1 tRNA gene and 1 rRNA gene are annotated in these 420 nt (G+C 58.6%); both read left to right on the top strand.

The annotated features are described in order from the left end of the window. The first annotated feature begins 139 nt into the window (after positions 1-139). Positions 140-254 (top strand): 5S ribosomal RNA (gene rrf / locus CLG85_RS27210). 45 nt (positions 255-299) lie between these two features. Beyond that, positions 300-376: transfer RNA gene (locus tag CLG85_RS27205), tRNA-Met, on the top strand. Positions 377-420 lie beyond the last annotated feature (44 nt).

The following is a 420-nucleotide window of genomic DNA, read 5'->3' as shown; positions in this document are numbered from 1 at the left end:
CGAAGCATACAACCCCTACACATACTTGACTTGGTATCTGTCGCTCCCAGCATCCCGGGGGTGTCGGCCCGCAACCTGCAAGCGCAGGTCGCCCAGGCCGACCCGCCGCGCAGGGACCGACATCGTGGGTTTTTCTCGGTTTGGTGGTCATAGCGCAAGCAAAACACCCGGCTCCATTCCGAACCCGGCCGTTAAGTGCTGCCGCGCCAATGGTACTGCGTCTCAAGACGTGGGAGAGTAGGTCACCGCCAAACCTAGTAAAACCCACATGTATCTCTCATAAACGATGAACATCCTGTCGCGGGATGGAGCAGCCCGGTAGCTCGTCAGGCTCATAACCTGAAGGTCGCAGGTTCAAATCCTGCTCCCGCAACCAAAACCCAGATCACAATCCACCGCCAGCGCCCAAACGGGCGCTTT

The organism is Alloyangia mangrovi (assembly GCF_002300555.2).
GTDB lineage: Bacteria > Pseudomonadota > Alphaproteobacteria > Rhodobacterales > Rhodobacteraceae > Salipiger > Salipiger mangrovi.
The sequence above is the reverse complement of the archived record's forward strand: the minus strand, read 5'-3'. Positions and strand labels throughout refer to the sequence as shown.